The 25,206-nt window shown below is 71.2% G+C and carries 23 protein-coding genes; 16 read left to right on the top strand and 7 right to left on the bottom strand.

The genetic code is table 11. From position 1 onward, the window contains the following. Nucleotides 1-10 precede the first annotated feature (10 nt). The 3 genes from P3T39_RS31770 to P3T39_RS31780 form a co-directional block, all read right to left on the bottom strand. Nucleotides 11-1,423 (bottom strand): metallopeptidase TldD-related protein, encoded by a 1,413-nt coding sequence (locus P3T39_RS31770; RefSeq protein ID WP_280702700.1) that lies wholly within the window; start codon nucleotides 1,421-1,423, stop codon nucleotides 11-13. Beyond that, entirely contained in the window at nucleotides 1,423-3,015 is a 1,593-nt protein-coding gene (locus P3T39_RS31775; protein WP_280702701.1) for a TldD/PmbA family protein, read from the bottom strand. The genes P3T39_RS31770 and P3T39_RS31775 overlap by 1 nt, the downstream gene beginning before the upstream one ends. Before the next feature lie 313 nt (nucleotides 3,016-3,328). Next, nucleotides 3,329-4,474 carry an MBL fold metallo-hydrolase gene (locus P3T39_RS31780; RefSeq protein ID WP_280702702.1) on the bottom strand — a complete coding sequence of 382 codons (1,146 nt, stop codon included), beginning with the start codon at nucleotides 4,472-4,474 and terminating at the stop codon, nucleotides 3,329-3,331. A gap of 441 nt (nucleotides 4,475-4,915) precedes the next feature. Here P3T39_RS31780 and fabG point away from each other — a divergent pair, with 441 nt between their 5' ends. Together fabG and fabI are read left to right on the top strand one after the other, a co-directional pair. After that, nucleotides 4,916-5,635: a 3-oxoacyl-[acyl-carrier-protein] reductase gene (gene fabG / locus P3T39_RS31785; RefSeq protein WP_280702703.1), complete on the top strand. Its 720-nt coding sequence runs from the start codon at nucleotides 4,916-4,918 to the stop codon at nucleotides 5,633-5,635. Nucleotides 5,636-5,638: 3 nt separating this feature from the next. Beyond that, the gene (fabI, locus tag P3T39_RS31790; RefSeq protein WP_280702704.1) at nucleotides 5,639-6,406 is read left to right on the top strand and encodes an enoyl-ACP reductase FabI; all 768 of its coding nucleotides are present in this window, start codon (nucleotides 5,639-5,641) and stop codon (nucleotides 6,404-6,406) included. Nucleotides 6,407-6,458: 52 nt separating this feature from the next. Here fabI and P3T39_RS31795 read toward each other — a convergent pair whose 3' ends face one another. Beyond that, nucleotides 6,459-7,133, bottom strand: coding sequence for a FadR/GntR family transcriptional regulator (locus tag P3T39_RS31795; protein WP_280702705.1), 675 nt, complete (start codon nucleotides 7,131-7,133; stop codon nucleotides 6,459-6,461). Nucleotides 7,134-7,272: 139 nt separating this feature from the next. On the opposite strand from P3T39_RS31795, the gene P3T39_RS31800 reads away from it, so the two are divergent. The 3 genes from P3T39_RS31800 to P3T39_RS31810 all read left to right on the top strand — a co-directional run bounded on the left by P3T39_RS31800 (nucleotide 7,273) and on the right by P3T39_RS31810 (nucleotide 9,399). Next, the gene (locus P3T39_RS31800) at nucleotides 7,273-8,568 is read left to right on the top strand and encodes an MFS transporter (RefSeq protein ID WP_280702706.1); all 1,296 of its coding nucleotides are present in this window, start codon (nucleotides 7,273-7,275) and stop codon (nucleotides 8,566-8,568) included. An 89-nt stretch (nucleotides 8,569-8,657) separates the two neighbouring features. Next, nucleotides 8,658-8,780: an SGM_5486 family transporter-associated protein gene (locus P3T39_RS31805; RefSeq protein ID WP_280702707.1), complete on the top strand. Its 123-nt coding sequence runs from the start codon at nucleotides 8,658-8,660 to the stop codon at nucleotides 8,778-8,780. Between the two features lie 91 nt (nucleotides 8,781-8,871). Next, nucleotides 8,872-9,399: a histidine phosphatase family protein gene (locus tag P3T39_RS31810; RefSeq protein WP_280702708.1), complete on the top strand. Its 528-nt coding sequence runs from the start codon at nucleotides 8,872-8,874 to the stop codon at nucleotides 9,397-9,399. A 122-nt stretch (nucleotides 9,400-9,521) separates the two neighbouring features. Here P3T39_RS31810 and serB read toward each other — a convergent pair whose 3' ends face one another. Beyond that, nucleotides 9,522-10,784 carry a phosphoserine phosphatase SerB gene (serB, locus tag P3T39_RS31815; protein ID WP_280702710.1) on the bottom strand — a complete coding sequence of 421 codons (1,263 nt, stop codon included), beginning with the start codon at nucleotides 10,782-10,784 and terminating at the stop codon, nucleotides 9,522-9,524. Nucleotides 10,785-11,012: 228 nt separating this feature from the next. On the opposite strand from serB, the gene P3T39_RS31820 reads away from it, so the two are divergent. The 3 genes from P3T39_RS31820 to P3T39_RS31830 all read left to right on the top strand — a co-directional run bounded on the left by P3T39_RS31820 (nucleotide 11,013) and on the right by P3T39_RS31830 (nucleotide 15,577). Then, entirely contained in the window at nucleotides 11,013-13,634 is a 2,622-nt protein-coding gene (locus tag P3T39_RS31820) for an FHA domain-containing protein (RefSeq protein ID WP_280702711.1), read from the top strand. A gap of 229 nt (nucleotides 13,635-13,863) precedes the next feature. Further along, a complete protein-coding gene (locus P3T39_RS31825) occupies nucleotides 13,864-14,937 on the top strand; it encodes a GAF domain-containing sensor histidine kinase (protein ID WP_280702724.1) in 1,074 nt (357 codons plus the stop codon). Beyond that, nucleotides 14,930-15,577, top strand: a complete 648-nt coding sequence (locus tag P3T39_RS31830) for a response regulator transcription factor (RefSeq protein ID WP_280702712.1) — start codon at nucleotides 14,930-14,932, stop codon at nucleotides 15,575-15,577. Before P3T39_RS31825 ends, P3T39_RS31830 begins: the two co-directional genes overlap by 8 nt. A 69-nt stretch (nucleotides 15,578-15,646) precedes the next feature. Here the strand turns inward: P3T39_RS31830 and P3T39_RS31835 are convergent, their stop codons facing one another. Continuing rightward, nucleotides 15,647-16,447: a hypothetical protein gene (locus tag P3T39_RS31835; RefSeq protein ID WP_280702713.1), complete on the bottom strand. Its 801-nt coding sequence runs from the start codon at nucleotides 16,445-16,447 to the stop codon at nucleotides 15,647-15,649. Between the two features lie 201 nt (nucleotides 16,448-16,648). Here P3T39_RS31835 and P3T39_RS31840 point away from each other — a divergent pair, with 201 nt between their 5' ends. The 7 genes from P3T39_RS31840 to P3T39_RS31870 all read left to right on the top strand — a co-directional run bounded on the left by P3T39_RS31840 (nucleotide 16,649) and on the right by P3T39_RS31870 (nucleotide 22,659). Beyond that, the gene (locus tag P3T39_RS31840) at nucleotides 16,649-17,440 is read left to right on the top strand and encodes an ABC transporter ATP-binding protein (RefSeq protein WP_280702714.1); all 792 of its coding nucleotides are present in this window, start codon (nucleotides 16,649-16,651) and stop codon (nucleotides 17,438-17,440) included. A gap of 126 nt (nucleotides 17,441-17,566) precedes the next feature. Further along, nucleotides 17,567-17,989, top strand: a complete 423-nt coding sequence (locus P3T39_RS31845) for an NfeD family protein (RefSeq protein WP_280702715.1) — start codon at nucleotides 17,567-17,569, stop codon at nucleotides 17,987-17,989. A 9-nt stretch (nucleotides 17,990-17,998) separates the two neighbouring features. Then, entirely contained in the window at nucleotides 17,999-19,048 is a 1,050-nt protein-coding gene (locus P3T39_RS31850) for an SPFH domain-containing protein (protein WP_280702716.1), read from the top strand. A gap of 223 nt (nucleotides 19,049-19,271) precedes the next feature. Continuing rightward, on the top strand, nucleotides 19,272-20,030 hold the full coding sequence (locus tag P3T39_RS31855; RefSeq protein ID WP_280702717.1) for a sulfite exporter TauE/SafE family protein: 759 nt from the start codon (nucleotides 19,272-19,274) through the stop codon (nucleotides 20,028-20,030). A gap of 30 nt (nucleotides 20,031-20,060) precedes the next feature. Beyond that, on the top strand, nucleotides 20,061-20,189 hold the full coding sequence (locus P3T39_RS31860) for a DUF1272 domain-containing protein (protein WP_280702718.1): 129 nt from the start codon (nucleotides 20,061-20,063) through the stop codon (nucleotides 20,187-20,189). A gap of 17 nt (nucleotides 20,190-20,206) precedes the next feature. Then, nucleotides 20,207-20,512 (top strand): 4a-hydroxytetrahydrobiopterin dehydratase, encoded by a 306-nt coding sequence (locus P3T39_RS31865; RefSeq protein ID WP_280702719.1) that lies wholly within the window; start codon nucleotides 20,207-20,209, stop codon nucleotides 20,510-20,512. 98 nt (nucleotides 20,513-20,610) lie between these two features. Next, complete coding sequence (locus P3T39_RS31870; protein ID WP_280702720.1) at nucleotides 20,611-22,659, top strand: PQQ-binding-like beta-propeller repeat protein; 2,049 nt, start codon at nucleotides 20,611-20,613, stop codon at nucleotides 22,657-22,659. Between the two features lie 79 nt (nucleotides 22,660-22,738). Here the strand turns inward: P3T39_RS31870 and P3T39_RS31875 are convergent, their stop codons facing one another. Further along, nucleotides 22,739-23,254, bottom strand: a complete 516-nt coding sequence (locus P3T39_RS31875) for an HNH endonuclease (RefSeq protein WP_280702721.1) — start codon at nucleotides 23,252-23,254, stop codon at nucleotides 22,739-22,741. Between the two features lie 278 nt (nucleotides 23,255-23,532). Between P3T39_RS31875 and tyrS the strand changes: the two genes are divergently transcribed. Beyond that, nucleotides 23,533-24,798, top strand: a complete 1,266-nt coding sequence (gene tyrS, locus P3T39_RS31880) for a tyrosine--tRNA ligase (RefSeq protein WP_280702725.1) — start codon at nucleotides 23,533-23,535, stop codon at nucleotides 24,796-24,798. Nucleotides 24,799-25,206: the final 408 nt, after the last annotated feature.

The raw sequence follows: 25,206 nt of genomic DNA on the forward strand, positions 1-25,206 counted from the left end.
GACCCTTTCGCTAGGACGCCTGGCTGACCGAGCTCATGTTGAACCCGGAGACGCGGACCGGCGGCATCGCGACCCGGTTGAAGTAGTCGCCCCACTCGCGCGGCAGGCACGGCTCGGTGCGGCCGACCTCGGTGATCCGGCCGAGCAGGTCCACCGGCGACTCGTTGAAGCGGAAGTTGTTCACCGCGCCGACCACCTCGCCGTTCTCGACCAGGTAGACGCCGTCCCGGGTGAGGCCGGTGAGCAGCAGCGTGGCCGGGTCCACCTCGCGGATGTACCAGAGGCAGGTGAGCAGCAGGCCGCGCTCGGTGCGCGCGATCATCTCGTCCAGCGTGGGGGCGGCCGACTGGTCGGCCGTCTCCAGGACGAGGTTGTCGATGGGCGGGGTGAGCGGCAGGCCGGTGAGGTCGGCCGAGTGGCGGGTGGTGATGAGGTTGACCAGCTCGCCGTCGCGGATCCAGTCGGTGGCGGTCAGCGGCAGGCCGTTGTCGAAGACCGACGCGGAGTCGCCGGAGCTGTGGGCGAGCACGAACGGCGGGGCCTGAAGGCCGGGTTCGGCCGGGTCGGCGCGCAGCGTCAGCGGCAGCTCGGTGAGCTTCTCGCCGATCCTGGTGGCCCCGCCGGTCTTGCTGAAGACGGTCTGGCCCTCGGCGGCGTCCCGCCCGCCGGAGGACCAGTGCAGGTAGACCATCAGGTCGGCGACGGCGGAGGGCGGCAGCAGGGTCTCGTACCGGCCCGCGGGCAGGTCGACCTTCTTCTGGCCCCAGGCGAGGCGCTGGGTGAGCTGCTCGTGCAGCTCGGGGACGTTCACGTCCCGGAAGTCCCGGGTGGCGGCACCGGCCCAGGCGGAGGCGCCGAGGTCGGCCGTCTTCGCGTTGATCTCCACCGATCCGGTGGGCTGGTCGTGGCGCAGCCGCAGACCGCTGGAGGTGCCCAGGTAGCTGGTGGTGAACTCGTGGCTGGCGAAGCCGTACAGCAGCTGGCCGGCCGTGCGGGCGCGGGCGAAGGCCTCGCCCAGGGCCGGGGCGAACTCGGCGAAGACCTCGATGGAGGTCTCCACGGGCGCCTCGGTGAAGCCGTACCCGGAGGCGGCGGGCGCGGACGGGCGGTCGGCGACCAGCGGCTGGGCGTCCTCGGCCGGTTCGGCGGCGCGGGCGGCCTCCTCGGCGGCCCGGACCAGGCTCTCGACCTCGTCCAGCGTGACGGCTTCACGGGCGACCACGCCGGCGGAGGTGCCGTCCGGGCCCTCGACGGTGGCGATGACGGTCAGCCGGCGGCCCCGGGTGACGCCGTTGGTGGTGAGGGCGTTGGCCGCCCAGCGGAGGTTGGCACTGGACGTCTCGTCGGCGATCACCACACAGCCGTCGGTGCGGGAGAGTTCCAGGGCGCGCTCGACCAGCTCGTGGGGCGCAATCGCGTTCATCAGTGACCCGCCTCCTGCTGGGTGTTGAGCACATTGACGTTGCGGAAGAGCGCGGACGGGCAGCCGTGGCTGACCGCCGCGATCTGGCCGGGCTGGGCCTTGCCGCAGTTGAAGGCACCGCCGAGGACGTAGGTCTGCGGACCGCCGACGGCGCTCATCGAGCCCCAGAAGTCGGTGGTGGTCGCCTGGTAGGCGAAGTCCCTGACCTGACCGGCGAGTCGGCCGTTCCTGATGGCGAAGGCGCGCTGGCCGGTGAACTGGAAGTTGTACCGCTGCATGTCGATGGACCACGAACGGTCGCCGACGATGTACAGGCCGTTCTCCACGTCCGAGATCAGGCCCTCGGTGCCGGGGCCGTCCGCGACCGGCTGGAGCGAGACATTGGCCATCCGCTGCACCGGGACGTGCAGGGGCGAGTCGGCGAAGGCGCAGCCGTTGGAGCGGCCCAGGCCCTGCTGCCTGGCCATCGCCCGGTCCAGCTGGTAGCCGACCAGGGTGCCGTCCTTGATCAGGTCCCAGGACTGGGCGGCCACCCCCTCGTCGTCGTAGCCGATGGTGGACAGGCCGTGCTCGGCGGTGCGGTCACCGGTGACGTGCATCAGCTCGGAGCCGTACCTGAGCGAGCCCAGCTTGTCGAAGGTGGCGAAGGAGGTGCCCGCGTAGGCGGCCTCGTAGCCGAGCGCGCGGTCCAGCTCGGTGGCGTGGCCGATCGACTCGTGGATGGTCAGCCAGAGGTTGGACGGGTCGATCACCAGGTCGTAGTGGCCGGCCGCCACGCTCGGGGCCTTCATCTTCTCGGCCAGCAGCTCGGGGAGTTCGGCCAGTTCGGCGTCCCAGTCCCAGGCGCTGCCGCTGAGGCCGCCTCCATCGGGGGACGGTCCCCGGACCCCCGCGAGATACTCCCAACCCCGGCCCACCGGCGGCGCGATGGTGCGCATCGACTCGAAGGCGCCGCTCTGCTCGTCCACCGACGTGGCCTCCAGCCACGGGTGCAGGCGGATGCGCTGCTGGGTGGTGACGGTGCCCGCGGTGTCCGCGTAGAACTTGTTCTCCTGCACCGTCAGCAGAGCGGCCTGGACGTGCGAGACGCCCCGGGCGGCCAGCAGACGGCTGCTCCAGTCGGCGAGCAGCGCCGTCTTCTCGGCGTCCGGCACCTCGAAGGGGTTGATCTCGTACGAGGAGACCCAGGTGGCGTCGGCGTGCACGGGCTCCTCGGCCAGCTCCACCAGCTCCTTGGCTCCGGCCGCGCGGCTGATCCCACCGGAGAGCCGGGCCACGGCGACCGCCTGCTCGGCGACCCTGGCGGCGGCGTCGGTGGTGAGGTCCACCCCGGCGGCGAAGCCCCAGGCGCCGTCCAGCAGGACCCGGACGGCGAAGCCGAGATTGACGCTGTCGGAGGAGCCGGCCGGGCGGGCGTCGCGCAGCCGCCAGGAGGCGCTGCGGACCCGCTCAAGGCGGAAGTCGGCGTGTTCGACGCCGAGTTGGCGGGCGCGGCTGAGGGCGGCGTCCGCGAGCCCGCGCAGCGGGTAGGCGAGGAACAGCGGATCGACGGCGCGGCCGTGCGGTGTGCCGGCGCTGGATGTGGGCGGCATCGGGCTCCCTGGTTCGAGTCGATGGTCGGGGTGCGGGTGCCTATGTACAGAGGTACCCGCACCGCATCATGTCCGGTCCACCGGGTTATCGGCCAGGCAATTTCCCGCCTCGGGCAGGCGGGTTGGCAGACAGGGGGGCGGCGAGCCCTGCACTGTCCGGTGCGGCGCTGCCCGATCGGCCATGGACCACCCAGGGGCGAGGGGCCCTGCCTGGTCAAGCGTGCGCGGGCGACCCTGCACCTTCGTAGGGGGCAGGTCGCGCAGGCAGTTGATCAAGCAGAGCCCCGCGCCCCTTGAGGTCTGCCCGTTGCCGCTAGAGGGCCTCCCACCAGCCGTCCAGCTCGGGGGGGTTGTCCACGTCCACCCGCTCGCCGGGGCGGGGGACGGCAAGTGGGACGGCCTGGGACTTGGCCTCGGCAAGCAGCCGCTCGATCGGCTCGGCCCACGGGTGCAGGCCGAGGGTGAAGGTGCACCAGTGCACCGGGACGAGTAGCCCGGCGCGAAGGTCGAGGTGGGCCCGGACGGCGTCCTCCGGGGTCATGTGGATGTCGGCCCAGGCCTCGTCGTACGCGCCGACCTGGACCAGGGCGGCGTCGAACGGGCCGTGCCGGTCGCCGATCTCCGCATAACCCTCGAAGTAGCCGGAGTCGCCGGTGTAGTAGACCTTGCGGTTCGGCCCGGCGATCACCCAGGAGCCCCAGAGGGTGGTGTTGCGGGTGGTGCCCCGGCCGGAGAAGTGGTGGGCGGAGGTCAGGGTGAGGGTGAGCTCCCCGAGGGTGCAGGTCTCGTCCCAGTCGAGCTCGATGATCCGGTGCTCGGGCACACCCCAGCGGCGCAGGTGGCCGCCGATGCCCAACGGCACCGCGAAGGGCGCGGACTGACCGGCCACCAGCCGCTTCACGGTCGCCATGTCGAGGTGGTCGTAGTGGTCGTGCGAGATCAGCACCGCATCGACCTGCGGCAGGTCCTCCAGCTCGACGGGCACCGGGTGCAGCCGCTTGGGGCCGAGCTGCGCGACGGGGGAGCAGCGTTCGCTCCACACCGGGTCGAGCAGCACCCGCTGACCCTCGATCTCCACCAGCGCGGAGGCGTGCCCGTACCAGGTGATCTCGACGCCCTCGGCGGCAGGGCGGCGGGCGCCGCCCTCGGGGACGACCACCGGCACCGGTCGGACGGGCTGCCGGCCCTCGCGCTCGAACAGCAGGCGGTGCAGCGTGGCCCGGTCGGTCGGCGGGCCGGGAGGCGTCGCACCGGCCAGGGCGGAGGGAGCGTTGTGGAAGACGCCGTCGGCGAACTGCGGAGAGTTGCGGATCCGGTCGTCGTTCCGGGCGTCGGGGCGGCGCCCGAAGGCGGCGGGCACTTCGCGCAGCGCCCAGGCGGTGGCGCCGACCGTGAGGGCCAGGGCGGTGATGGCCGGAAGCCGTAGCCGGCTGCCGCTGCTCGGGTTTGGCTTGCTCATCCGCTCTCTTCGCTTTCCTTGTCACCGGTGGTGGCCCGGCGGATCTCTCCGCAGACGGCAACCATGCACTACCTCGGGGGCGTGGGGCCCTGCGGAGCCGCCTGCGCGTGCGGGCAGCTCTGCAACTCCGCGGCCGGCTGGTCTTCGCGTCCCGACATAGTCGGGGCAGATGGGCCCTGAAGGCAACGGGCCCGGTGGGGTGGGTTGTTCCCACTTCGGACCGGTTCTCCCGGTGGAGCGGGGCCGGATCCGTTCCGTGCACGCATTGTCGGAACACGACAGATCGAGGTAGGCGGACCTGTCGGAGCCGGATTCGTCGCAGCCTCAGCAGGACCGATACCGTCACACTGCGTACGCGTTCATGCGAACGGCTGCGGCCCGGCCGGCACCCCACGTGCCAGTCCTCGGAGGCCGCCGAAAACTACGGAGAGAGGTGGATCGTTGAGCCGCTCGGTTCTCGTCACCGGAGGTAACCGGGGCATCGGCCTCGCGATCGCCCTTGCCTTCGCCGAGGCGGGGGACAAGGTCGCCATCACCAGCCGCTCGGGCGAGATCCCGGAAGAGCTGGCGAAGCACGGTGCGATCGCCGTCCGCTGTGACATCAACGACGCCCAGCAGGTGGACGCGGCCTTCACCGAGGTCGAGGCCGCCAACGGTCCGGTCGAGGTGCTGGTGGCCAACGCGGGCATCACCAAGGACACCCTGCTGCTCCGCATGACGGAGGAGGACTTCAGCTCCGTCCTGGACACCAACCTCACCGGCACCTTCCGGGTGGTCAAGCGGGCCTCGGCGAAGATGCTGCGGGCGCGCAAGGGCCGCATCGTGCTGATCTCCTCGGTGGTCGGTCTCAGCGGTTCTCCCGGGCAGGCCAACTACGCGGCCTCCAAGGCCGGTCTGGTCGGCTTCGCCCGCTCGCTCGCCCGTGAGCTCGGCGCGCGCAACATCACCGTCAACGTGGTCGCCCCCGGCTTCGTGGACACCGACATGACCGCGGTGCTCAGCGAGGAGCGCCGTAAGGAGATCGTCGCCGGTGTGCCGCTCGGTCGTTACGCTGCACCGGCCGAGATCGCGTCCGCGGTGCGTTTCCTCTCCTCGGACGAGGCCGCATACATCACCGGAGCCGTCGTTCCCGTCGACGGCGGATTGGGCATGGGTCACTGAAACATGAGCGGAATCCTTGAGGGCAAGCGCATCCTGATCACTGGTGTGCTGATGGAGTCCTCCATCGCCTTCCACACCGCCAAGCTCGCCCAGGAGCAGGGGGCCGAGATCATCCTCACGGCCTTCCCCCGCCCCAGCCTGACCGAGCGGATCGCCAAGAAGCTGCCGAAGCCGGTGAAGGTGCTGGAGCTCGACGTCTCCAGCGAGGAGCAGCTGGCCGGTATCGCGGACCAGGTGCGTGAGCACCTGCCCACCCTCGACGGCATCGTCCACTCGATCGGCTTCGCCCCGCAGGACGCGCTGGGCGGCAACTTCCTGAACACCCCGTGGGAGTCCGTGGCGACCGCGATGAACGTCTCCGCGTTCTCGCTGAAGGCGCTGACCATGGCGCTGCTGCCGCTGATGCAGGACGGCGGCTCGGTGGTCGGCCTGACCTTCGACGCGCAGTTCGCCTGGCCGAAGTACGACTGGATGGGCCCGGCCAAGGCCGCGCTGGAGGCCACCTCCCGCTACATGGCCCGCGACCTCGGCGAGCGCAACATCCGGGTCAACCTGGTCTCGGCCGGACCGATCGGCTCGATGGCCGCCAAGTCCATCCCGGGCTTCGCGGACCTGGCCGCCACCTGGGACAGCCGCTCCCCGCTGAAGTGGGACCTGGCCGACCCGGAGCCGGCCGGCCGCGGTGTGGTCGCGCTGCTCTCGGACTGGTTCCCGAAGACCACCGGCGAGATCGTCCACGTGGACGGCGGCCTGCACGCCATCGGCGCCTGAACCTGGCGTACCCAGCAAGCCCCGGACCACTGCGGTCCGGGGCTTGCCCGCGTCAGGACTCGGTACGGCCGCAGGCGCCGATCGCGGAACCGGCCTCCGCGGAGGCGCGCTGGGCGTCCCGGGTCCGGATCGCGTCGATGATCCCGTCGTGCCCGATGTACCGCTCGGCGACCAGCTCCGGGCCGACGTCGTGCCGCAGGTGCGCCCGCATCACCTCGCCGAGGTCCGCGTACACCGCCGCGATCACGTCGTTGTGGGCCGCCGCCACCACGGCCTGGTGGAAGGCGGCGTCCGCCTGGACGAAGTCCTCCGGGTCGCCCAGTGCCCAGGCCGCGTCGCGTCTGGCCAGGGTCGTCTCCATCAGCGTCAGGTCCCGCTCGGTGCGGCGGACGGCGGCCAGCCCGGCGGCCGCGCTCTCCAGCACCGACCGCAGCTCGGCGACCTGGTCCTGGTCGGCGTCGGCGAACCGGCGGTGCATCACCCCGGCCAGCTCGCTGGTGGCCAGCACATACGTCCCCGAGCCCTGGCGGATGTCCAGCAGCCCGTTGTGCGCCAGCGCCCGCACCGCCTCCCGGACGGTGTTGCGGGCCACCCCCAGCTGCTCGACCAGCGCCGCCTCGGTTGGGATCCGTGAGCCGACCGGCCATTCGCCCGAGGTGATCTGGGCGCGGAGCTGCGCGATCACCTGATCGGACAGCGGCGTTCGCCGGGTGGCTGACAGCACCATGGACTCTGTCTCCTGCGGTGTGAGGGTCTGTTGCTGCTCGCGGGGTCGTGCCTGACGGCGGACCTGGTCGCGGGGAAGCCCTGATGAAGCTCAGGATACCGGGGTGTATGAATTCATCCCATCATTCTATGATGGGCGCATGTCCACCGCAGCAGCAGACGCCACCACCGACCCGCACACCACAGCGCCGCCGACGGAAACCAGCCCCAGCCTCAGCCCGACCGCCGACCGCCACGGCCGCAAACTGTCCTGGCTGCTCGCCGCCATGATCGCGCTGGCCGCCATCAACCTCCGTCCGGTGGTGACGAGCCTCGGGCCGCTGCTCGACAAGGTCCGGACCGACCTGGGGATGAACGCCACCGTCGCCGGGCTGCTGACGGCGGTGCCCGCGCTCTGCTTCGCGATCTTCGGCGTCGCCGCCCCCGCGCTGGCCCGCAGGATCGGTCCGCTCGCGGTGGTCACGGCCGGGATGGGCGCTGTCACCCTCGGCGTGCTGGCCCGCTCCTTCGCCGGCGGTACGGCGGTCTTCCTGCTGTTGACCGCCGTCGCCCTGACGGGTGTCGCGGTCTCGAACGTGCTGCTGCCGGTGGTCATCAAGCGGTACTTCCCCGAGCGGGTCGGCCCGATGATCGGCCTCTACTCGATGTCCCTGTCGGGCGGCACCGCGCTGGCCGCTGCCATCACCGTCCCGGTGACCAGCGCCCTGGGCGGGAGCTGGCGGCTCGGTCTGGGCGTCTGGGGCCTGCTCGGCCTTCTCGCCCTGGCGCTCTGCCTGGTGACGCTCTTCCTGCGCCGCGAGAAGGGCTCCACCCCCCGGGCCGCAGCGTCCGCCGCCACGGCCAGGCTGACGATCAGGCGCAGCCGCACCGCCTGGGCACTCGCATGCTTCTTCGGCCTGCAGTCCACCAGCGCGTACGCCACCATGGGCTGGCTGCCCAAGATCTACCAGGACGCCGGGGTCTCTGCGGGTTCCTCCGGTGTGCTGCTCGCCCTGGTGATGGCGATCAGTGTGCCGGTCTCCTTCATCCTGCCGAACCTGGCCGCGCGCCGTGGCGACCAGCGGCTCTTCGTGGTGCTGCTGGCCCTGTCCGGGATCCTCGGGTACATCGGCCTGGCCTTCGCGGCGGGTACCCTCTCCTGGCTGTGGGCCTGCCTGGTCGGCCTGTCGATGTGCGCCTTCCCGCTCGCGCTGACCATGATCGGCCTGCGCGCCAGGACGTCCGGCGGGGTGGCCCAGCTCTCCGCCTTCGCGCAGAGCCTCGGATACCTGATCTCCATCCCGGGTCCGATCCTGGTCGGCAGCATGTACCAGTCCACCGGCTCCTGGTACCTGCCGCTCGGCTTCCTGGCACTGCTGCTCGTCCCGCAGATACTGGTCGGCCTGCGCGCCGCCCAGGCCAAGCACATCGAGGACGAGGCTCCGGCCGCCGCCTGAGCCGCCATCCGACCGGCCGCCACCAAGCGCAGGTCAAGAGCCTGCCCCCGGTTTCCGTCCGGCGGGTTTCGGATGCGAGACTCGGCGCCATGCCCGTTCTCGAACCGAACCCGCCGAATGGCCAGAAGAAACTGCTGCAGATGCTCGGGGTGATCGCCGCCATCGTCGTCGTGGTGAGCGTGATCGCCAGCATCGCCCAGAGCATGGGCTGAGGCAGCGTCAGCGAACCGACTCCACTCCTGCGGGTGGTGGCCCACGGGAGCGCCGCGCCCGGCGGCGGATTTTCTGCAAAGCTCTTTTGGTATGAGCGCCGAAACGCCCCGCAGGATCATCGTTCTCCGCCACGCCAAGGCCGACTGGCCTAACCAGGTGGACGACCACGAGCGGCCGCTGGCCGACCGTGGTCGACACCAGGCGCCGGAGGCCGGCCGCTGGCTTGCCGACTCCGGTATCAACCCCGACTACGTACTCTGTTCGACCTCACTGCGGACCAGGGAGACCTGGAAGCTGGCCGTCCACGAGCTGCCCAGGCGGCCACTGAAGACGGTCTACGAGGAGCGGGTCTACGAGGCCAGCCCCGGCCAGATCATCACGGTGCTGCAGGAGACCCCCGAGGAGTTCACCGACCTGCTGCTGGTCGGACACAACCCGGGCGTGCTCGGCCTGACCCAGGTGCTGGCGGGGGACGAGGGCGATGCGGACGCGCTCAGCCGGCTGCGACTCGGAGGCTTCCCGACGTCGGCCGTCGCGGTTCTGAGCTTCAGCGGCTCCTGGAAGGGCGTCGAGCCGGGCGTGGCGAAACTGGACGCGTTCCACACCCCACAGGACTGAACGGGCCATCCAGGCGCGGGGCTCTGCGGGCCTTTGAGGGGCGCGTGGCGCGTGGGGTCGGTCTTCAGAGCCCCGCGCCCCTCAAAAACCCGAGTGCCCCCTGAAGGGCCGCAGCTCCGGCCTCAGTCCACCAGGTCGGCGGCCTCGACCTCTTCGCGGGTGATGCCCAGCAGGTAGAGCACGGTGTCGAGGAAGGGCACGTTCACGGCCGTGTCGGCGGCCTCCCGGACCACCGGCTTGGCGTTGAACGCCACCCCGAGGCCGGCCGCGTTCAGCATGTCCAGGTCGTTGGCGCCGTCGCCGATCGCCACCGTCTGCTCCAGCGGCACCCGCGCCTGCTCGGCGAACCGCGTCAGCCAGCGCGCCTTGCCCGCCCGGTCCACGATCTCGCCCGTCACCCGGCCGGTGAACTTCCCGTCCACGACCTCCAGGGTGTTGGCCGCCGCGAAGTCCAGGCCCAGCAGCTGGACCAGGTGGTCGGTCACCTGAGTGAAACCGCCGGAGACGATGCCCACCTGGTAGCCGAGCCGCTGGAGCGTCCGGATCAGGGTGCGGGCCCCGGGCGTCAGCCGTACCTCGGAGCGGACCTTGTCCGTCACCCGCGCGTCCAGCCCGGCCAGCAGTGCGACCCGGGCCCGCAGCGACTCCGCGAAGTCCAGTTCGCCGCGCATCGCGGCGGCGGTAACCTCGGCGACCTGCTGCTCGCAGCCCGCGTGGGCGGCGAAGAGTTCGATCACCTCGTCCTGGATCAGGGTGGAGTCCACATCCATCACCACCAGGCGCTTGGCCCGGCGGTGCAGCCCCGCCTGGACCACCGCGATGTCCACCCGCTGGACGGCCGCCTCAAGGGCCAGCTCGGCGCGCAGCCGTTCGGTGGCCACTCCGGAGACGGCCAGCTCGACGGCGGTCACCGGGTACTTGGCGAGCCGGAAGACACGGTCGATGTTGCCGCCCGCCTCGGAGACCCGGTTGGCCAGCGCGGCGACGGCGGAGGCGGTCAGCGGGTGGCCGAGCACGGTGACGTGCGAGCGGCCCTCGCGGCGGGGGCGGTTGTCGCCGGTGCCCGAGATGATCTCGGCCTGGAGCCGCTGGCTCTCGGCCCAGCGGTGCACGGTGACCCGCAGCTCGCCCTCCGCACTCGGCGAACCCGGGGGAGTGATCAGCGCGCACAGCGTTATCCGGCCACGGGTGACCATCTGCTCGATGTCGATCACGTCCACGCCGAACTCGCCGAGCGTGGTGAACAGGCCCGCGGTGATACCGGGACGGTCCTTGCCGAACACCTTGACCAGCAGGGTGCGCTCGTCGTCGGCGCCGCGCTGCGCGAGCGGGGCGGGGGGCTGCGGGGCGGGGAGAGGCTCAGCGGCCGGTGGCATCGCGTTCATGGTGCCTCCCACGCTACCGGGCGCGCGGGCCGCTCCACCGCACCCGTCCGTCCCCTGGACGCCCTGCGGGTGCCGAAAAGGTGCTCGTCCGGCGGAGGCGGTGCCGAAGAGTATCGCCGTGCGGTCACAGTCCGAGGACCGGACTTTCGACCGGCGCCGCGCGGCTGGAATGATTCCCCCGTCAGATTCAGCAACACCCGGGGGACCGGAGAGCGGGGCGGGCGAACAGTGCCGCAACTCGTAGTAGACATCAACGGGCAGCAGCGGGTGCTGGAACCCGGACTGTCGTACACCATCGGGCGCGACCCGCAATCGGACTTCCGGTTCGAGGACGCCAGGGTCTCCTGGCGGCACGCCACCATCTTCTTCGACGGCGCGAGCTGGCAGTTGGAGGACCACGGAAGCACCAACGGCACCTACGCCGCCGGCGGCCGCACGCTTCAGGTGCAGCTGCTGCCGGGGACCGTGCTGCACCTCGGCAACGCCGAGAACGGGCCCCGGATCGTCTTCTCGGCCCCGGCCGCCGTCCCGGCCCAGCCGGTTGCCCAGCCGGTTGCCCAGCCGGTAGCCCAGCCGGTTGCCCAGCCCGCCGCCCAGCCGGCGCAGGGCGGCCAGCCGCCGACGCCCGGCTGGTACGAGGCCGCCACGGCGCCCCGTCCCGGCCCGGCAGCTCCCCACCAGCAGGCGCCGGAGCAGCAGCCGTACCCGGCGCAGCAGCCGCCGATGGAGCAGCAGTGGCCCGCGCAGCAGCCGGTCGCGCAGCAGTGGCCCGCGCCCCAGGCGCCCGCCCCCCAGTCCCCGTACGTCCCGCAGCAGTCCGGCGGCACGCCGCAGCCGGGTCTCGGCAACCCGACCATGGTCCGCAGCCTCACCGCGGGCAGCCGCACCATCCGGATCGGCCGCGCGCTGGACAACGACATCGTGGTCTCCGACCTCCAGGTCTCCCGGCACCACGCCGAGCTGCGCCAACTGCCCGACGGCCGTTGGGAGATCGTCGACCTCGGCAGCCACAACGGGATCTTCCTCAACGGCCAGCCGGCGCAGCGGCAGCTGATGGGGCCGCAGGACCGGCTGACGGTCGGTCACTCCACCTTCACCCTGGTCGGCGAGCAGCTCCAGGAGTTCGTGGACACCGGTGCCGTCACCTTCTCCGCCCGGCACCTCACCGTCGAGGTCGAGCACAAGGGTGCGAAGAAGGTCCTGCTCAACGACGTCAGCTTCTCCGTCCCGGAGAAGTCCCTGGTCGCCGTCATCGGCCCGTCGGGATCCGGCAAGTCGACCCTGCTGCGCGCGCTCACCGGCTACCGGCCCGCCGACCGGGGCGACGTCCTCTACGACGGCCGCAACCTCTACAAGCAGTTCGCCGAGCTGCGCTCGCGGATCGGCCTGGTGCCCCAGTCGGAGATCCTGCACAAGGAACTGACCGTCCGCAGCGGCCTCAAGTACGCCGCCCGGCTGCGCTTCCCGGGCGACACCGAGGCCGCCGAGCGCGAGCGCCGGATCGACGAGGTGCTGTTCGAACTGCGGCTGGACAAGCGGGCCGACAACCGGATCACCGCTCTCTCCGGCGGCCAGCAGAAGCGCGTCTCGGTCGCCCTCGAACTGCTCACCAAGCCCTCGTTGATCTTCCTGGACGAGCCCACCTCCGGCCTCGACCCCGGTATGGACCGCGAGGTCATGCAGACCCTCCGCGGCCTCGCCGACGACGGTCGCACGGTCCTCGTCGTCACCCACTCGGTGGCCGAACTGGCGCTCTGCGACCGGCTGTTGGTGATGGCGCCGGGTGGCTCGGTGGCGTACTTCGGCCCGCCGGACGAGGCCCTGCACTTCTTCGGGTACGAGACCTGGGCGGATGTCTTCCAGGCCTTCGAGAACTACCCGGACCACGACTGGGCCGGCCGCTACCGCGGCTCGGTGCACTACCAGCAGTACTCGGCGGACGTGGACTCGGTCGCCGCCCAGTCGGACGCCGTCGCCCGCGAGCAGCTCCGCCCGCCCAAGCCGCAGAGCTGGGGCTCCCAGCTGTGGACGCTGATCCGCCGCTACCTCTCGGTGATCGGCTCCGACTGGGGCTACATCGGGCTGTCACTGCTGATGCCACTGTTGCTGGGCGTGCTGAGTACGTTGATCCCGGACGACCTGGGGCTGCGACCCAGCCCCAGGACGCACACCAACAGCATCGCCAGCATGATCCTGATGGTCATCGCGTTCGGCGCCTGTCTGTCCGGATCGGCCAACTCGGTCCGTGAACTGATCAAGGAACGGGCGATCTACGAACGGGAACGCGCCTCGGGGCTCTCCCGGTCGGCGTACCTGATGTCGAAGATCACCGTGCTCGGCGGGGTCAGCATCGTGCAGGGCGCGATCATCTCGGGGATCGGGTTCGGGGTGCGCAAACTGCCCGCCGAGGGGCTGGTGTTCAAGCACGCCCCCGCCGTCGAGATGGCGATCGGCATCATCCTGCTCAGCATCACCTCGATGATGGTCGGCCTGGTGATCTCCGCCCTGGTCAAGACAGCCGAGAAGACCATGCCGCTGCTGGTGATGTTCGCCCTCGTCCAGATGGTCTTCACCGGTGCGGTCTTCCAGCTCTTCCACAAGCCCGGCCTGGAGCAGCTGGCCTGGCTGATGCCCGCCCGCTGGGGCGTCGCCGCCTCGGGCAACACCCTGGACCTGGCGCACATCGCCCCGATGTCCAACAAGGCCAACGAGATCGACGCGCTCTGGAGCCACTCGGTCGGCCACTGGGTCGTCAACTGCCTGGTCATGGTGGCCATGTCGGTCGCGCTGGCGTTCCTGGTGCAGCGGCTCCAGCGCCGGCACGAGCCCGAGGTCATGCAGAAGGGCTGACCCGGTGTGCGTTCGCGGGCGGCTTCCGGTCGGATCCGACCGGAAGCCGCCCGTCGGCGTATCCGGCTACGCCGCACGTCCTAGACCCGGCGCCCCATGCCCGGCCCGGCGGCCCGGCGGTAGCGTGGGGGACATGACCGCCGACGACCCCACCACCGCCGACGACCCCACCACCGCCTGCGACCCCAGCTTCGGCGGGATCGAGGCGGTCAGCACGGCTGTCCTCGCGATGAGCCGGCACCTTGAGGTCCGCGAGGTGCTGCGCCGGATCACCGCCTCCGCCCGGCAGCTGCTCGGTGCCGAGTACGCGGCCCTCGGGGTGCCCGACGACCACGGCGGGTTCGCCCAGTTCGTGGTCGACGGCGTCAGCGACGAGCAGTGGAAGGCGATCGGCCCGCTGCCGCGCCAGCACGGCGTACTCGCCTCGATGCTCCACCGGCTCGACCCGACCCGGCTCGTCGACGTCCGGCTGGCCCCCGACTTCGAGGGCTGGCCCGACGCGCACCCCGACATGAAGGACTTCCTCGGGATGCCGATCATCGACGACGAGGAGGTTCTGGGGGCCGTCTTCCTCGCCGACAAGGAGGGCGGCTTCACCGAACGCGACGAGGAGCTGCTGCGCATCCTGGCCGCCCACGCCGCCATCGCCCTCGGCAACGCCCGCCTCTACGAGCGCAGCCGCGAACTCACCCTGGCCGGCGAACGCGCCCGGATCGCCCACGACCTGCACGACGCCGTCTCCCAGAAGCTCTTCTCGCTGCGTCTCACCGCCAAGGCCGCCGCCACCCTGGTCGACCGCGATCCGGCCCGGGCCCGGGCCGAACTCGCCGAGGTCGCCCGCCTCGCCGCCGAGGCCGCCGACGAACTGCGCACCGTCGTGGTCGAGTTGCGCCCCGCCGCGCTGGACGAGGACGGTCTGGTCGCCACCCTCGCCTCCCAGGTCCAACTGCTCGACCGGGCGCACGCCGCCGAGGTCCGCTTCCGCAGCCAGGGCGTACGGGCCCTGCCCTCCGGACAGGAGGCGGCGGTCCTGAGGGTCGCCCAGGAGGCCCTCCACAACGCCCTGCGGCACGCCGACGCCCGGCACGTGGACGTCACCCTGGCCGCAACGGCCGGTCGGGGCGCGCTGCTGCGGGTCGCCGACGACGGACACGGCTTCGACCCCGAATCGGTCCGGCGGGCCGGACGACACCTCGGGCTCGTGTCGATGCGCGACCGGGCGGCGGCCGTCGGCGGCACACTGGTGCTGGAATCGGCCCCCGGCAAGGGGACGGTCGTGGAGATGGAGGTCCCCGGTGCCTGACACGTCGTCGGCGATCCGCGTCCTGCTGGTGGACGACCACCAGGTGGTCCGGCGCGGCCTGCGGACCTTTCTGGAGGTGCAGGACGACATCGAGGTGGTCGGCGAGGCGGCCGACGGTGCGGAAGGCGTCGCGCGCGCCCAGGAGCTGCTGCCCGACGTCGTCCTGATGGACCTGAAGATGCCCGGGGTGGACGGGATCGAGGCGCTCAGACTGCTCAAGGAGCAGGGCAGCAAGGCGCGGATCCTGATCGTCACCAGCTTCACCGAGCACCGGACGATGGTCCCCGCCCTGCGGGCCGGGGCGGCCGGCTATGTGTACAAGGACGTCGATCCCGAGGCGCTGGCCGGGGCGATCCGCTCCGTCCACGCCGGGCACGTCCTGCTCCAGCCCGAACTGGCCGAGGCCCTGCTCTCCGACGACGGACCCCGCCCGCCCCAGGGCCGGGGCGGCACCCTCACCGAACGCGAACGCGAGGTTCTGAGCCACATCGCCGACGGCCGCTCCAACCGCGAGATCGCCCGTGCCCTCCACCTCTCCGAGAAGACGGTGAAGACGCACGTCTCCAACATCCTGATGAAGCTCGACCTCGCCGACCGCACCCAGGCCGCCCTCTGGGCCGTCCGCAACGGCGCGGCATAGGGCGCGCAGTCGGGCTTGCCCCAAGCAGAGCCCCGCGCCCCTGAACGGTCGACCCCTGCCCCTGAAAGGTCAGGGGCGGGGTTCGTCGGGGAGTGAGTTGTAGGCGGCGATCTGGGCGCGGCGGGCCGTCTGCACCAGGGGGGCCAGGACCTCGCGGCGGGCGGCCATCTCGGAGGCGCTCACCGCCGCCCCGTGGCCGCCGAGGGCGATCGCCAGCAGGGCCGAGATCTGCCGGGCCGACTCCAGGACCCGTACGGCGCGCGGCGCGTACCCGGGCGCGAGCAGCTCCGTGTGCCCCCGTCGCCGGTACGCCTCCAGGGCCCGTAGCGCCTCGGGGCCTGCCCCGGCCACGTCCAGCTTGGTGAGCATCAGGGTCGCCTCCCGCAGTCCGTCGGCGAGTTCCCGTTCGGCCTCGTGCAGCGAGGGCACCCCGGTCGGCGGCCCGTCGTTGACGGTGCCGCACTGCCACAGCACCCGCACCCCCTGATCACCGGCGGGCCCGTACACCTCCACCTCGGGTACCAGCCCGATCGGTGCCCCGATCGCCAGTACCGCCTCACCCGCGACCAGGGCCCGCGCATTGAACCCGGCAGGACCGGTCAGCCCGAGCGGGTGCCCGGCCCAGGGCAGCGCCAGCCGGAGCCCGGTCACCCCGAGGACCCGGAGCCGCCCGAGCGCCCAGGTGAGCCCGTGCTGCTCCCCGTCCGTGTCGCCCGGCAGCCCGGTGACCCGGTGTGTCTCGTCCTCGCCCAGCACGGCGGCGGCGGCGTTGTCCGGCGGCACGAGACCCGCGAGCAGCGCGTTGCCCCAGGCGGTCAGGCGCCCTGAGCGCGGTTCTTCGTACGGATTGTCGGCAGGTGTGGCGAGCATCCGGCCAGCCTACGGAAAACTCGGCCATCCGCGTGGCGTAGGTTTGGGCTGTGCTGCGCGCGGCGCACCCCTCCCAGCCTCACCCGGCAACCGGAGCGGGCTGCCCGCTCGCACCGACTGACGAGACGAGTGGACCGCACCCCGAGGACCTTTCGCGCAGGTCCCAAGGACGGCCGAATCTGCATTGGGGAAGGCGTAGGCATGAGCGACGTGCTGGAGCTGGTGGACGTATCCGTGGTCCGGGAGGGGCACGCGCTCATCGACCAGGTCTCCTGGTCGATCTCCGAGGGCGAGCGCTGGGTGATCCTGGGCCCGAACGGTGCGGGGAAGACGACCCTGTTGCAGGTCGCCTCCACCTATCTTTTCCCGAGCACCGGCACCGCCGCGATCCTCGGCGAGAAGCTCGGCTCCGTGGACGTCTTCGAGCTGCGCCAGCGGATCGGCCTGGCCGGTGCCTCGATGATGGAGCGGCTGCCCTCCGACCAGACCGTGCTCCAGGTCGTGCTGACCGCCGCCTACGGCATGACGGTCAGCTGGCGGGAGCAGTACGAGACCACGGACGAGCAGCGTGCCCTCGCGCTGCTCGACCGGCTGGGCATGGCGCATCTCACCGGGCGCAAGTTCGGCACCCTCTCCGAGGGCGAGCGCAAGCGCACCCTGATCGCCCGTGCCCTGATGACCGACCCCGAGCTGCTGCTCCTTGACGAGCCCGCGGCCGGGCTGGACCTGGGCGGCCGCGAGGACCTGGTCCGCCGCCTGGGCGCGCTGGCCCAGGACGGGTTCGCGCCCGCGATGGCGATGGTCACCCACCACGTCGAGGAGATCGCGCCGGGCTTCACCCATGTCCTGATGATCCGGCAGGGCAAGGTGCTGACCGCAGGGCCGATCGACACCGCGCTGACCGCCCGCAACCTCTCGCTCTGCTTCGGCCTGCCGCTCACCCTGGAGCGCCGGGGCGACCGCTGGTCCGCTCAGGGCCTTCCGCTGGGCTGAGCTCCGGGGCACCGCGGACACACGGAACTCGGCTGAACCGGGACCGGTCGTACGTGCGACCGGTTTCCGCCCATCCACCTGCGGGAAGCTACGCGGGAAGAGTCTTCCCGTCCCTAGGATGGATCCGTGGAGAGTTGGATCTGGTGGCTGCTGGCCGCCGTCGGCCTGGGCATACCTCTGGTGCTCACGGCGCTGCCGGAATTCGCCATGTTCGCGATCGGTGCGGGCGCCGCCGCGCTGGCGTCCGGGCTCGGGGCCGGGGTGGTGCTCCAGTTCCTGATCTTCGTCGGGGTCTCCGTCGCGCTGCTGGTCTTCGTCCGCCCGATCGCCTACCGCCAGCTGCAGCAGGCGCCGGAGTACAGGACGGGGACTGCGGCGCTGGTGGGTGCCACCGCGGTCGTCCAGGAACAGGTCGATGGGGAGGGCGGGCGGATCAAGCTGAACGGTGAGATCTGGTCGGCCCGTGCGCTCAATCCCGGCAGCGTGTACCAGCCGGGGCAGCAGGTCGATGTCGTCGAGATCCAGGGCGCAACCGCCCTGGTCGTCTAGGGAGAGTCCGTGGAACCCGTCCTTATCGTGCTGGTCGTCCTGGTCGTGGTGGCCTTCATCGCACTGATCAAGACGATCCAGGTGATCCCGCAGGCCAGCGCCGCGATCGTGGAGCGCTTCGGCCGCTACACCCGGACCCTCAACGCGGGCCTGAACATCGTGGTGCCGTTCATCGACACCGTCCGCAACCGGATCGACCTGCGTGAGCAGGTCGTCCCCTTCCCGCCGCAGCCGGTGATCACCCAGGACAACCTGGTGGTCAACATCGACACCGTCATCTACTACCAGGTGACCGACCCGCGCGCCGCCACCTACGAGGTCGCCAGCTACATCCAGGCGATCGAGCAGCTCACCGTCACGACCCTGCGCAACATCATCGGCTCCATGGATCTGGAGTCCACCCTGACGTCCCGTGAGGTCATCAACGCGGGCCTGCGCGGCGTGCTGGACGAGGCCACCGGCAAGTGGGGCATCCGGGTCAACCGCGTCGAGCTGAAGGCCATCGAGCCGCCGACCTCCATCCAGGACTCGATGGAGAAGCAGATGCGCGCCGACCGTGACAAGCGTGCGGCGATCCTCACCGCCGAGGGTTCCCGGCAGGCCGCGATCCTGCGCGCCGAGGGTGAGAAGCAGGCCGACGTGCTGCGCGCCGAGGGTGAGGCCCAGGCGGCGGTGCTCCGCGCCGACGGTGAGGCCGCCGCCATCCGCACGGTCTTCGAGGCCATCCACGACGGCGACGCCGACCAGAAGCTGCTCGCTTACCAGTACCTGCAGACCCTGCCGGAGCTCGCCAAGGGCGACTCCAACAAGCTCTGGATCATCCCGAGCGAGGTCGGCGACGCACTCAAGGGCCTCGGCGGTGCCTTCACCGGCCTGACCGGCGGCAACGGCGCGGCCCCGGCCGCCGCCGCCCCGACGACCACTCAGGTTCCGCTCGACAACCCCGGCCGCCCGTCCGTCACCCCGCCCGCCGGGCCGCGCCCGGTGGACACCGAGAAGGGCGCCGCCCGCCCGCGTGTCGAGCCGACCCGCGAGTACCCGAAGATCGACCCCGAGTGATGGTCGGGTTCTAGCCAGGATTTCGGCCGGCCCCCGGATGCGTCCGGGGGCCGGCCTTTCGGTTGTGCCCCTGCTCCGGTCGGTCGCCTTGTGGTCCGCCGGTCGATCGGGGTTTCCCGCGGCCGATCGTCCGATTCACGTTCCGTATCGTGGATGCCCTCTGGTCTTCGCGCCGCCGAGTGCTGGATGATCAGCGCGACAGGAGCGAGCGAGGGGTTCGGACATGACGTTGTGGGAGGGGCTCGCCGTCCTGATCGCCGGAGTCGGTGCCGGGACGATCAACACCGTTGTCGGCTCGGGCACCCTCATCACCTTCCCGGTGCTGCTCGCCTTCGGCCTGCCGCCGGTCACCGCCAACGTCTCCAACACCCTCGGCCTGGTCCCCGGCTCGCTCAGCGGCGCCATCGGCTACCGCCGCGAACTCGCCGGCCAGCGCCGCCGGCTGCTGCGGCTCGGGACGGCCTCCCTGCTCGGCGGGCTGCTCGGCGCGTACCTGCTGGTCAAGCTGCCGAGCAGCGCCTTCGACGCGATCGTCCCGGCACTGATCCTGCTCGCCCTGGTGCTGGTGGTCATCCAGCCCCGGGTGGCTCGCGCGATGGCCGCCCGGCGGCGGGACGGCGCTGGCTCCGAGGCCGGCCCGGTGCTGCTCGCCGGGGTCTTCCTCACCGGTATCTACGGCGGCTACTTCGGTGCGGCCCAGGGCGTCCTGCTGATCGCCCTGATGGGCATGCTGCTCGACGACGGCATGCAGCGGCTCAACGCCGCCAAGAACGTGCTGGCGCTCATCGTCAACGGTGTCGCCGCCGTCTTCTTCCTCTTCACCTCGCACCTGGACTGGACAGCCGTCCTGCTCATCGCGGCCGGCTCGGTGCTGGGCGGCCAGATCGGCGCCAAGGTCGGCCGTCGGCTGCCGCCGCCGGTGCTGCGCGGCATCATCGTGGTGGTCGGCCTGGTCGCCGTCACCCGACTGCTCATAAGCTGACGAACGGTCAAGCCGCTGATCCTCCCGCCGGTGAGCCGGGGCCGCCCCGGCACCGGAACGCGTGAGATCTGTGCGCGCTGCGAGGTGTCGCCGTCCCTGCGGGCGGTCGCCTTCCTATGCTCCTACGAGTGCACCTTCTGCCCGGAATGCACCAGTTGAGAAGAGGTAGCAGCACCATGAGCAGCAGCCGCCCGAGCCTGTTGACCGAGGACGAGATCGCGGCGGCCCTCGCCGCCCTGCCCGACTGGACCCGCGAGGGAAACTCGATCACCCGAGCCGTCGAGGCATCCAGCTTCCCGGCCGCGATCCGGATCGTGGACTCGATTGCCGTGACCTCCGAGCAGATGGACCACCACCCCGACATCGACATCCGCTGGCGGACCCTGCGCTTCGTCCTTCTCACCTACAGCGAAGGCGGCCTGACCAGCCTTGATTTCACCCTCGCGGCCCGGATCGACGAGGCCGTACGCGCCGAATCCTGAGCCGTGCCCGGCGTCCTGAGCCCAGGGTTCCTGGCGGAACGCCCGCTCCGACATGAGATGCTGGCGGCTTGTAGCACGCAGTCGGACGGACGGAACGCATGGCTCAGGACCACTCCGGGACCGCCGGGCAGGAGCCCATCGGGTACGACTACCAGCAGCAGCCCTGGTATCCATCGCAGCAGTCGGCGCCGGCCGGTGACCCCTGGGGCGGGGCCGGCCAGGCCCAGCCGTACGCGGGCGGCGAATCGGGCTTTTCCGAGCAGCACGGCTTCCCCGGTCAGCAGGGTGTTCCGGCGCAGCAGGGTGTGACGGACCAGTCCGGCTTCCCGGAGCAGCACGGCCTGCCGGGCCAGCCCGGCTGGGCGGCGCCGAGCACCGACCCGTGGCAGACCGGCCTGCCGCAGCAGCACGAGGCCGACGGGTACTCCGAGGGCTTCTACGCGCCCGTCACCGACAGCGCCGCCTACGGGACGACGCCCTTCGACCAGCAGCCGCCCGCACCGGGATCCGACTCCGTCTACGGCCAGTACCCCGCAGCCGAACAGCAGTTGTACGCCCCGCCGGGCAGCGAGAACGGCTACTACGGGTACCACCAGCCGTACCCCGCCGACCAGTCGTCGGCCGCCGCACCGGATGCCGAGGCGGACGGAGGGCCGGCGACCGCCGCCTTCGCCCCGTTCGAGCAGCTCGCCACCGCCACCATGCCTGCCGTCTCCGGGGACTCGGACGACCCCGCCGCTGCCGGTGACACGGCGGCCGCTTCCACCGGCAAGGGATCGCTCGTCGACCGCGCCAAGTCCGCTGTCGCCGCCGTGGTCTCGGCCGAACACGGTCCCGACAAGCGCACCCTCGCGATCCGCGCCGGTGCGGGGGCCGCTGCCGTCGCCGTTCTGATCACGGCAGCCGTCCTGGCCACCGGAGGCAGCGGCGGCGGCAGCAGTGCCGGCGGCGGAGCCACCGAGGATCCGGCCGCCGCCAAGGCCTTCGCCGTCGCCCACGCCAAAGCCTGGACGGCCCAGCCCGCCTCCGCCGGTGCCACGGCCGCCGACGACACCCTGGTCGGCAGCTGGCTGCTGAGCGACGCCGTCGTCCGCGCCGACAGCACCGGCCTGCACGCCTACGCCCTCGCCGACGGCAAGCCCACCTGGACCGCCACCCCGCCCGCCCAGGGCGCAGCCGCCTGCGATCTCTCGCCCACCGTGAACAGCGACGGCATCGGGGCCGCTCTGTTCCGCCCGCAGGCCGACCCGAAGAGCCCCTGCACCCTGCTCGCCGCCATCGACACCAAGACCGGCAAGACGGTCTGGACCAAGACTCTCTCCGACAAGGACACCTACGCCGCCCAGGTCGCGCTCACCGGCGACAAGGTGATCGCGGTCGGCGACGACAAGGCAGCGGCCTGGACGGCTGCCGACGGCAAGGACGTCTGGCAGTACACGGGCCAGGGCAAGTTCTGCACCCTGTCCGGCAGCGCCAGCGGCGGCACCGTGCTGCTCAACAGCGGTTGCGTCGACAGCAACCCGAACAGCCAGGCCGTCGCGCTCAACGCCGCCGACGGCAAGGTGAAGTGGTGGCGCGGCCTCAACAACAACCCGAAGGCCGTCACCGTCCTGTCCGCCGAGCCCGCCGTGATCGCTACCACTGGTGACAAGCCCACCGACGACCGGGTTTTCGCCTGGGGCGCCAACGGCGACCCCACCGCCGAGATCCCGGTCTCCGGCGACGCCGGCCGACTCGACGTCGCCCGTGGCACGTTCAGCGCCACGCCGAGCGTCTTCTTCCAGGACCACACCCTGGTCACCACCCTCACCCCGACCGCCCCCGGTCCCGTCACGGTGACCGCATACGACCTGAACAGCGGCAAGTCCCTGTGGAAGACGCCGGCGTCCGAGAAGGGCACGGCCCGCGCCGTCGGCATCGACAACGGTGCGCTGATGCTGGCCGTCGACGAACGCCTCGACCAGCCCGCCCACCTCAGCCGCCTGGCGCTGACCGGAGGCCAGGAGTCCACCGGCGGCGCCTACCCCCAGGGCACAGGCTCGCTGCTCACCTCCGGCCGGGTCCTGATCGGCGGCGACAAGGTCGTGACCGTACCCGAGCATTCGGCCAACTTCGGTACCGCCACTGCCTTCCAGGCCAAGGACTGAGCCCGGGCCACCGCGCCCGTACGGTCCGGTGGGCCGATCCGTCCCCCCCAAGAGTCGGATCGGACCACCGGGCAGCGGCTCAGGCGGCCGCAGGCAGTGGGAGCCAGGCGGCGAACTCGTCCGCCTCGCTGTCCCGCAGGCCGAGCGCCATCATCAGGGAAGCCTCGGGCGTCGGCTCGAACGGCCGGCGAAGCAGCCTCATCCCGGCCTGCTCGGGGGTTCGGTCGGCCTTCCGCTGGTTGTCCTCCGCGCAGGCCGCCACGGTGTTCAGCCAGCTGTCGGCTCCGCCCCTCGACCTCGGCACCAGGTGATCGACGGTGCTCGCCCGCCGCCCGCAGTACGCGCACAGGTGCTGGTCCCGTACCAGCACCCCGCGCCGCGACCACGGCGCCCGTTGTCGGAACGGCACTCTGACGTACCGTTGGAGCCTGATCACCCGGGGTATCGGCACGGACACGCCGGTCCCGCGCACCATGCCCAGCGGATGGGCGTGCTCGACCACGGCCTTGTCCTGGAGGACGAGGACCACGGCCCGCTTGAGCGACACCGTCGTCAGGGGCTCATAGCTCGCGTTCAGTACCAGCGTGTTGCGCATTCCGGCCACCTCCCTGTCCGGCCGTGCCCGACGGCACGGCCGTCCCGTCACCCACCTGTCGGCCACCCTTCGCCGGTGGCAGTGGCACCACTGTGAACGGCCCCGGGCCGGGCGGACAACGGAATTTCGGCGTCCTGGCCTGCGGCACACGATGCCTGGGCTGAAATCCGCTGGCCAGGACCGCGTACCCTCTAGAAGGCTGGAGTCGTCCAGGCGCAGGGTCCGATGGAACGGCCCACCCGACGCGCCCGGCGCCCGATCGAAGGAGAAGCGTGACCGTGACGGACATCGTCGACGAGCTGCGGTGGCGTGGGCTGATCGCCCTGTCCACCGACGAGGACGCACTGCGCAAGGCGTTCGCGGACGGCCCGGTCACCTTCTATTGCGGCTTCGACCCGACGGCCCCGAGCCTGCACCTCGGAAACCTGGTGCAGATCCTCACCATGCGCCGCATCCAGCAGGCCGGAAACCTCCCGCTCGGCCTGGTGGGCGGAGCGACCGGCCTGATCGGTGACCCCAAGCCGACGGCGGAGCGCGTCCTCAACGACCCCGAGGTGGTGGCCGGCTGGGTCGACCGTCTGCGCGGCCAGATCTCCCGCTTCCTCGACTTCGAGGGCGAGTACGCGGCCCGTATGGTCAACAACCTGGACTGGACCTCCGGGATGTCGGCGATCAGTCTGCTGCGTGACGTGGGCAAGTACTTCCGCGTCAACAACATGATTGCCAAGGAGGCGGTCGCGCGTCGGCTGAACTCCGACGCCGGCATCAGCTACACCGAGTTCAGCTACCAGATCCTCCAGGGCATGGACTACCTGGAGCTGAACCGCCGCTACGGCTGCACCCTGCAGACCGGCGGCAGCGACCAGTGGGGCAACCTCACGGCCGGCACCGACCTGATCCGCAAGGCCGAGGGCAAGTCCGTGCACGCCCTCGCCACCCCGCTGATCGTCAAGGCCGACGGCACCAAGTTCGGCAAGACCGAGTCCGGCACGGTCTGGCTGGACCCGGAGCTGACCACCCCGTACGCCTTCTACCAGTTCTGGCTGAACGCGGACGACCGGGACGTCTCCAACTTCCTGCGCATCTTCTCCTTCCGTACGAGGGAGGAGATCGAGGAACTGGAGCGGGAGACCGCCGAACGCCCCGCCGCCCGCCTCGCCCAGCGCGCCCTCGCCGAGGAACTCACCACCCTTGTCCACGGCGCGGAGCAGTACGAGCGCGCCGTCGCGGCCTCCAAGGCACTCTTCGGCCAGGGCGACCTCGCCGACCTGGAGCCCGCCACCCTCGCTGCCGCCCTGGCAGAAGTGCCCAAGGCAACGGTCGCCGAGCTGCTCCCGATCGTCGACCTCCTGGTGGAGGCCGGCCTGGCCCCGAGCCGCTCGGCCGCCCGCCGCACCATCAAGGAAGGCGGCGCGTACCTCAACAACGCCAAGGTCACCGACGAGGAGGCCACCCCGGCCGACTCCGACCTGCTGCACGGCCGTTGGCTGGTGCTGCGCCGGGGCAAGCGCAACCTCGCGGCCGTAGAGCTGAAGTCCAACTGACGCTCGCCGGAGTCCGAGTCGAGTGATCGCCTGCTCGACTGGCGCAAAACACACCCGAGTTGAGCTGCACCTTCGGGCGACAGGGGCCGGATCCAGCCAGATCCGGCCCCTCACGTTTGACTCTTGATGGCCGGTGTCCTAACGTTGAGCGAGTCGCCTGATTCAGGCGGACCCCCCTTACTCCAGTGAGCGATTCGTCGCGCGCTCTTTCGATTCCGGTCGAGAGGGAAAAGCGGACCGAATAACTCTGCTAGAGTTCGGGAGCGCCGAAAGGCAAAAGCAAATCGGATGAAATCCGGAGCCGGAAACGGAACGGAAAACATCTGATAAGCTTGAAACACGAAAGAACGAAGCGCCCGGAGGGCCCGCTGGAAGGCGGCTCGAAGGAAGCGTCCGTTCCTTGAGAAC

The organism is Kitasatospora sp. GP82, from assembly GCF_029892105.1.
GTDB lineage: Bacteria > Actinomycetota > Actinomycetes > Streptomycetales > Streptomycetaceae > Kitasatospora.

What these genes read in the sequence shown, in the direction of transcription:
- P3T39_RS31770 (WP_280702700.1), bottom strand. Translation starts at nt 1,423, where the DNA reads ATGAACGCGATTGCGCCCCACGAGCTGGTCGAGCGCGCCCTGGAACTC.
- P3T39_RS31775 (WP_280702701.1), bottom strand. Translation starts at nt 3,015, where the DNA reads ATGCCGCCCACATCCAGCGCCGGCACACCGCACGGCCGCGCCGTCGAT.
- P3T39_RS31780 (WP_280702702.1), bottom strand. Translation starts at nt 4,474, where the DNA reads ATGAGCAAGCCAAACCCGAGCAGCGGCAGCCGGCTACGGCTTCCGGCC.
- fabI (WP_280702704.1), top strand. Translation starts at nt 5,639, where the DNA reads ATGAGCGGAATCCTTGAGGGCAAGCGCATCCTGATCACTGGTGTGCTG.
- P3T39_RS31795 (WP_280702705.1), bottom strand. Translation starts at nt 7,133, where the DNA reads ATGGTGCTGTCAGCCACCCGGCGAACGCCGCTGTCCGATCAGGTGATC.
- P3T39_RS31800 (WP_280702706.1), top strand. Translation starts at nt 7,273, where the DNA reads ATGTCCACCGCAGCAGCAGACGCCACCACCGACCCGCACACCACAGCG.
- P3T39_RS31805 (WP_280702707.1), top strand. Translation starts at nt 8,658, where the DNA reads ATGCCCGTTCTCGAACCGAACCCGCCGAATGGCCAGAAGAAACTGCTG.
- P3T39_RS31810 (WP_280702708.1), top strand. Translation starts at nt 8,872, where the DNA reads ATGAGCGCCGAAACGCCCCGCAGGATCATCGTTCTCCGCCACGCCAAG.
- serB (WP_280702710.1), bottom strand. Translation starts at nt 10,784, where the DNA reads ATGAACGCGATGCCACCGGCCGCTGAGCCTCTCCCCGCCCCGCAGCCC.
- P3T39_RS31825 (WP_280702724.1), top strand. Translation starts at nt 13,864, where the DNA reads ATGAGCCGGCACCTTGAGGTCCGCGAGGTGCTGCGCCGGATCACCGCC.
- P3T39_RS31835 (WP_280702713.1), bottom strand. Translation starts at nt 16,447, where the DNA reads ATGCTCGCCACACCTGCCGACAATCCGTACGAAGAACCGCGCTCAGGG.
- P3T39_RS31840 (WP_280702714.1), top strand. Translation starts at nt 16,649, where the DNA reads ATGAGCGACGTGCTGGAGCTGGTGGACGTATCCGTGGTCCGGGAGGGG.
- P3T39_RS31855 (WP_280702717.1), top strand. Translation starts at nt 19,272, where the DNA reads ATGACGTTGTGGGAGGGGCTCGCCGTCCTGATCGCCGGAGTCGGTGCC.
- P3T39_RS31865 (WP_280702719.1), top strand. Translation starts at nt 20,207, where the DNA reads ATGAGCAGCAGCCGCCCGAGCCTGTTGACCGAGGACGAGATCGCGGCG.
- P3T39_RS31870 (WP_280702720.1), top strand. Translation starts at nt 20,611, where the DNA reads ATGGCTCAGGACCACTCCGGGACCGCCGGGCAGGAGCCCATCGGGTAC.
- P3T39_RS31875 (WP_280702721.1), bottom strand. Translation starts at nt 23,254, where the DNA reads ATGCGCAACACGCTGGTACTGAACGCGAGCTATGAGCCCCTGACGACG.